This window comes from Nitratidesulfovibrio oxamicus (assembly GCF_015731765.1).
Taxonomy (GTDB): domain Bacteria; phylum Desulfobacterota; class Desulfovibrionia; order Desulfovibrionales; family Desulfovibrionaceae; genus Cupidesulfovibrio; species Cupidesulfovibrio oxamicus.
In genome coordinates, this window is sequence record NZ_VRYY01000720.1 from 1 (window position 1) to 703 (window position 703).

Sequence of the window (703 nt, forward strand, 5' to 3'; positions counted from 1 at the left end):
GGCGGAACGCGACGCCGCGCGCGAGCGGCTGATGGCCGTGGCCGACCGGATCAACGCCCGGCACGGACGCGGCAAGCTGCGTCACGCGGCAGAGGGGCTGGATGACAAGGCCCCGTGGCACATGCGCCAGAAGTACCGTTCGCCCCGCCGCACCACGGCGTGGGACGAACTGGCCGAGGCGCTGTGCGAATAGCGGTCGCAGGGGCCGCAGGCCCGTGCGGGAACAACTCCCCCGGCGGGAGACGTTTCGCGGGCAATGCCCGCAGGGCGTAAACAACGACGGCGCGTTGCGTCCGACGCCATTCCGACAAACTCATGCGCTATGCACACGGTACGGCATATGCTGTCCCGCTGCCCCCAGCCGCTCGCAGGTGTCCGCCGGAGCCTCCCGCGCGCATCCTGATGTTTCCGTCATCCGGCGTCTGTCGGTGGAGACGAGAGCCGGAAGCCGGGGAATACCCGGCTTGCCGGGATGGGCAGCGGCGCAGCCGGTCCGCCGCTCGGCGCCAGAAGGAACAGCCATGAAGGATTTCGTCTATCACAACCCGGTGGAGGTCCGTTTCGGCCCTGGCGTTCTGGCCGGGCTTGGTGCGCGGGTACGCGCGGCGGGCCTGGACCACGTTGTTCTGGTGGGCGGCGGCGAGGCGGCGCGCCGCGTGGGCGCGTACGATCAGGCCGTGGCCTCGCTGGATGGGGCGTGCGT

Annotated in this window: 1 protein-coding gene and 1 pseudogene; both read left to right on the forward strand. The window is 70.8% G+C overall.

Annotated features, from left to right (window positions below; translation table 11 throughout):
• On the forward strand, positions 1 to 193 hold a 193-nt coding region (locus tag FVW20_RS17665), incomplete at its 5' end, for a DUF4113 domain-containing protein (protein WP_196610612.1).
• A gap of 328 nt (positions 194 to 521) precedes the next feature.
• A pseudogene (locus FVW20_RS17670) lies at positions 522 to 703 on the forward strand (iron-containing alcohol dehydrogenase); the annotation flags it as partial.